Origin of the sequence: Methylobacterium sp. WL18 (genome assembly GCF_008040015.1) — a bacterium.
In the GTDB taxonomy this organism is placed as follows: Bacteria; Pseudomonadota; Alphaproteobacteria; order Rhizobiales; family Beijerinckiaceae; genus Methylobacterium; species Methylobacterium mesophilicum.
In genome coordinates, this window is record NZ_VRVD01000338.1 from 1 (window position 1) to 5,004 (window position 5,004).

The 5,004-nt window shown below is 71.5% G+C and carries 5 protein-coding genes; 4 read left to right on the top strand and 1 reads right to left on the bottom strand.

All coding sequences use genetic code 11. The annotated features are described in order from the left end of the window. Positions 1–1,200: pyridoxal phosphate-dependent aminotransferase (locus FV228_RS19965; protein WP_147856212.1), on the bottom strand; the 1,200-nt coding region annotated here is incomplete at its 3' end. Between the two features lie 231 nt (positions 1,201–1,431). Here FV228_RS19965 and FV228_RS19970 point away from each other — a divergent pair. From FV228_RS19970 to FV228_RS19985, 4 genes are all read left to right on the top strand, one after another. Then, the gene (locus FV228_RS19970; protein ID WP_147856213.1) at positions 1,432–2,850 is read left to right on the top strand and encodes a cytochrome ubiquinol oxidase subunit I; all 1,419 of its coding nucleotides are present in this window, start codon (positions 1,432–1,434) and stop codon (positions 2,848–2,850) included. A gap of 7 nt (positions 2,851–2,857) precedes the next feature. Beyond that, positions 2,858–3,865: a cytochrome d ubiquinol oxidase subunit II gene (gene cydB, locus FV228_RS19975; protein WP_147856214.1), complete on the top strand. Its 1,008-nt coding sequence runs from the start codon at positions 2,858–2,860 to the stop codon at positions 3,863–3,865. Continuing rightward, complete coding sequence (locus FV228_RS19980; RefSeq protein ID WP_147856215.1) at positions 3,865–3,987, top strand: DUF2474 family protein; 123 nt, start codon at positions 3,865–3,867, stop codon at positions 3,985–3,987. The genes cydB and FV228_RS19980 overlap by 1 nt, the downstream gene beginning before the upstream one ends. A gap of 134 nt (positions 3,988–4,121) precedes the next feature. Next, the gene (locus FV228_RS19985) at positions 4,122–4,700 is read left to right on the top strand and encodes a GbsR/MarR family transcriptional regulator (RefSeq protein WP_147856216.1); all 579 of its coding nucleotides are present in this window, start codon (positions 4,122–4,124) and stop codon (positions 4,698–4,700) included. Positions 4,701–5,004: the final 304 nt, after the last annotated feature.

The following is a 5,004-nucleotide window of genomic DNA, read 5'->3' on the forward strand; positions in this document are numbered from 1 at the left end:
CCCCAACACCCCCGACAACCGCCGCACCGCCTCCCGCGCCAGGTCCGGGCTGATGGCGAAGCAGATGCGGACCAGGCCCTCGCCCGCGGGGCCGAAGGCGGTGCCCGGGGCGACGCCGACCTTGGCGTCGCGCAGCAGGCGGAACGCCAGGTCGAGGCTCGGCTCGTCGCCGGCGATCCGGGGCATGAGGTAGAAGGCGCCCTCCGGCGGCGCCACCGTCACGCCGGGCAGGCGCGCCAGCCCCTCCACCAGGATCGTCCGAGCCTCGGCGCAGCGGTCGACCATGGTGCGGATGAAGCCGTCGCCCTCCTCGAGCGCCGCGACGCAGGCGTGCTGGATGAAGGTCGGGATCGAGGTGGTGCTGTACTGGCCGAGCTTGGCGAAGGTCGGCGCCAGGCCCCGGGGGAAGATCACCCAGCCGGCGCGCCAGCCGGTCATCGCCCAGTTCTTCGAGAAGGTGTTGGTGACGATCAGGCGGTCGTCCTCCGTGCAGATCTGCAGGAAGGACGGCGCGATCTGGTTGCCGTAGGTGAAGTGCGCGTAGACCTCGTCCGACAGGATCCACAGGCCGCGCGCGCGGGCGAGGTCGCGCAGGGCCGTCATCTCCGAGAGCGGCATGGTCCAGCCCGTCGGGTTCGAGGGCGAGTTGACCATGATCACCCGGGTGCGCGGCGTCAGCGCCGCCACGATGTCGGCGAGCGGCAGCGTGAAGCGCCCGTCCGGCTGGATCCGGTAGGGCACCGTCACCGGCACGCCGCCGGTGATGCGGACCGCCTCGGCGAGGTTCGGCCAGGCGGGGGACGGGATGATGATCTCGTCGCCCGGCTCCAGAAGCGCCTGCGCGGCCTGCATGATCGCGTTCATGCCGCCGGCCGTGACGGCGAAGCGGTCCGCCGGGACGTCCACCCCCCAGTGCCGGGCGTGGTAGGCGCCGAGCGCCGCCCGCAGGGCCGGCAGGCCCAGCGACGTGGTGTAGCGGGTGTGCCCGGCCTGCATCGCCCGGTGCGTCGCCTCGACGATGAACGGCGGCGTCGGCAGGTCGCCCTCGCCGATCCAGAGCTTGACCACGTCCGGGTCGTCCCGGCCGCGATCCGCCACCAGGCCGATCTGGCTCGTGCCGATGCCGCGGATGCGCTCCGAGAGCGCGGCGGACAGGTCGAGGGGCGTGTCGAGGGCGGCGGCGGCAACGGGTTCGAGCATGGGGCGACGGGTCTCGTGGTGTCCGGGGAGCGGCGCAGGGCGCGGCGCGCGGGTGGGTACCCGACTTGCAAGCGCCCGGCCGTTCTGGGGAATCGCCCCGAGCCTGCCGCGTCCGGCCGCGCGCGTCCAGGGCCGGCGTCGCCGCGATGGCTGTCCTGTCATTATCGACATTTCAGAAATTTCTGAAAATGCTATAAGCCGAGTCGCAGATCCCGAGCCGGGAGACCCGTCGTGCTCGACACCCTCGATCCCCTGATCCTCGCCCGCATCCAGTTCGGCTTCACGGTGGCGTTCCACATCGTGTTCCCGGCCTTCTCGATCGGGCTGGCGAGCTTCCTGGCCGTGCTGGAGGGCCTGTGGCTCGCCACCGGCCGGCAGGTCTTCATGGACCTGTTCAAGTACTGGCTGAAGATCTTCGCCATCGCGTTCGCCATGGGCGTCGTCTCCGGCCTGGTGATGTCCTACCAGTTCGGCACCAACTGGTCGGTCTTCTCCGACAAGACCGGCCCGGTGCTCGGCCCGATGATGGCCTACGAGGTGCTGTCGGCCTTCTTCCTGGAGGCGGGCTTCCTCGGGGTGATGCTGTTCGGCATGCGCAAGGTCGGGCCGCGGCTCCACTTCGCCGCGACCCTGATGGTGGCGTTCGGGACCTTCTTCTCGGCGTTCTGGATCCTGTCGGTGAACTCGTGGATGCAGACGCCGGCCGGCTACGGCACCAACGCCGAGGGCCAGTTCGTGCCGCTGGACTGGTGGGCGATCGTGTTCAACCCGTCCTTCCCGTACCGGCTCGTCCACATGGTGCTGGCGGCCTATCTGACGACCGCGCTGGTGGTCGGCGCGGTGGGCGCCTGGCACCTGCTGCGCGACCGGGCGAACCCGGCGGCCCGGACGATGTTCTCGATGGCGATGTGGATGGCCGCCCTGGTGGCGCCGGCCCAGATCCTCGCCGGCGACGCGCACGGGCTGAACACCCTGGAGCACCAGCCCGCCAAGGTCATGGCCATGGAGGGCCACTTCCAGAGCCATCCGGACGGGGCGCCCCTGGTGCTGTTCGGCCTGCCCGACCAGGAGGCCGGCACGGTCCGCTACGCGGTGGAGATCCCGAAGCTGTCCTCGCTGGTGCTCAAGCACAGCCTGGACGCGCCGCTCGCCGGCCTCGACAGCCTGCCTCGGACGGACTGGCCGCCGGTGCCGATTGTGTTCTGGTCGTTCCGCATCATGGTCGGGCTCGGCATGCTGATGCTGCTGCTCGGGGCCCTGAGCCTGCTCGCGCGCTGGCGCGGGGCGCTCTACCGGTGGCGCCCGCTGCACCGCTTCGCGCTCGCCATGGGCCCGGCCGGCTTCGTGGCGGTGCTGGCCGGCTGGATCACCACCGAGGTCGGGCGCCAGCCCTACACGGTCTACGGCCTGCTGCGGACCGCGCAATCCGCCTCGCCGCTCCACGGCCCGGCGGTGGCCGCCTCGCTCACCGCCTTCGTGGTGATCTATTTTTCCGTCTTCGCCATGGGGGTTCTGTACATCCTGCGCCTGATGGCCCAGCCGCCCCATGCCGGCGAGACCGGGATCGAGCCCGGCGCGCCGATCCGCACCGCGGGCATCACCCCCGCCCCGTCGGTCGATCCCGACCGTCACCTCCAGCCGGCCGAGTGAGGCAGCCATGGTCTACAGCGTCGATCTCACCGTGATCTGGGCGTTCGTGATCGCCTTCGCGGTCTTCGCCTACATCGTCATGGACGGCTTCGATCTCGGCATCGGGATCCTGTTCCCGGCCCTGCGGCCGGGGCCCGAGCGCGACACCGCGATGAACTCGGTCGCCCCGGTCTGGGACGGCAACGAGACCTGGCTGGTGCTGGGCGGCGGCGGGCTGTTCGCGGCCTTCCCGCTGGCCTACGCGGTGATCCTGCCGGCGCTCTACGCGCCGATTATCGCGATGCTGCTCGGGCTGATCTTCCGGGGCGTCGCCTTCGAGTTCCGCTGGCGCGATCCCGGCCACCGGGCGGCCTGGGACGTCGCCTTCACGGGCGGCTCGCTGGTGGCGGCGCTCGCCCAGGGGATCGCGCTCGGCGCGCTGCTGCAGGGCATCGCGGTCGAGGGCCGGGCCTATGCCGGCGGCTGGTGGGACTGGCTGACGCCGTTCAGCCTGCTGGTCGGCGCGAGCCTCGTGATCGCGTACGCGCTCCTCGGGGCGACCTGGCTGGTGATGCGCACGGAGGGGCTGCTCCAGCTCCAGGCCCGCCGCCTGGCCCAGCGCCTGACCATCGCCACCGTGGCGGCGATCGCGCTGGTCAGCGCCGCGACGCCGTTCCTGCAGGGGCGCTACTTCGCGCGCTGGCTGGCGATGCCGAACGTGCTCGTCACCGCGCAGGTGCCGCTGCTCGTGGCGCTGGCCGCCGTCGCCCTGTGGCGGACCCTGCGGGGCGGCGGCGAGCGGGCCCCGTTCCTGATCGCGCTCGGCCTGTTCGCCCTGTCGTTCCTGGGGCTGGGCATCAGCATCTTCCCCGACGTGGTGCCGGGCCGGATCACGATCTGGCAGGCCGCCGCCCCCGCGTCGAGCCAGATGTTCATGCTGGTCGGCGCCTCGGTCCTGATCCCGATCATCCTGATCTACACCGCGTATTCCTACTGGGTGTTCCGCGGCAAGGTCGACGCGCACGGGTATCACTGATGGCGCCCGCGACCCCGCTCCCGCTCTGGAAACGCCTCGCCTGGTTCGTGGGCCTCTGGGCCGGGAGCATCCTCGGCCTCGGGGCCGTGGCGACGCTCCTGCGGTTCTGGCTCAAGAGCTGATAAGCCGGCCCTCACGCCTTGATCGAACGCGCTCGCCTCCGTCGAACCGATCTCCACGTCGGCGGCGCGCGCTCCGAACCCCCGCCTCGAACCCCCGCCTGCTTTGGGGGCTCACCGTCCGACGGATCGCCGCCGTGCACCTGCCCCCCCTGGTCCAGACCTTCGTGCTGCATTTCGGCGAGATGGGCTCGCGCTGGGGCATCAACCGGACCGTGGGGCAGATCTACGCCCTGCTGTTCGTGGCCGAGCGCCCGCTCAACGCCGACGAGATGGTCGAGCGGCTGGGCGTCTCCCGCTCCAACGTCAGCATGGGGCTCAAGGAGCTGCAGGCCTGGAACCTGGTGCGGCTGCTGCACGTGCCCGGCGACCGGCGGGACTATTTCGCCACCCCGGAGGACATCTGGCAGATCGTCCGCACCCTGGTGGAGGAGCGCAAGAAGCGCGAGATCGACCCCACCCTGACCCTGCTGCGCGAGCTTCTGATGCAGGAGGCCGAATCCGAGGTCGAGCGCCACGCGCAAGGCCGGCTCCGGGAGATGCACGACCTCTTCGAGCTCTTCGCCGGCTGGTACGCCGACGTCCGCCGCCTCGACACCGAGCGCCTGGTGCAACTCCTCACCCTCGGCGCCAAGGTGCAGAAGGTGCTGGCCATGAAGGACCGCCTGACCGGCTTGCCCGGCCGCCTCGGCGGGCGGGGCGGCCGTGTGGAGTGAGGGGAGCGTGCCGAGCCGCGACGGAGGATTCCCGCGCGCGGCGAACGGTCCGCCGCCGCGAGGGCACGACAGTCGATACGGGAGCGGCCTCGCGATCCCTCAAGACCGGGCTGTACCGCCGCATATCGAGCTGCCGCGCGCACGCGTGATCCCCGCCGCGCCCCGGGCTGTTCAGAACCTGACCGTGAAGGCGCCCTTCGCGGCGTGGTCCTGGGCGCGGGCGCCGATCTGGCCGGTGTAGGACAGGCCCAGGCTCGCCGCCGGGGTGAGCAGCACCGACAGGCCGGCCTCGGCGACCAGGGCG

What these genes read in the sequence shown, in the direction of transcription:
- cydB (WP_147856214.1), top strand. Translation starts at nt 2,858, where the DNA reads ATGGTCTACAGCGTCGATCTCACCGTGATCTGGGCGTTCGTGATCGCC.
- FV228_RS19980 (WP_147856215.1), top strand. Translation starts at nt 3,865, where the DNA reads ATGGCGCCCGCGACCCCGCTCCCGCTCTGGAAACGCCTCGCCTGGTTC.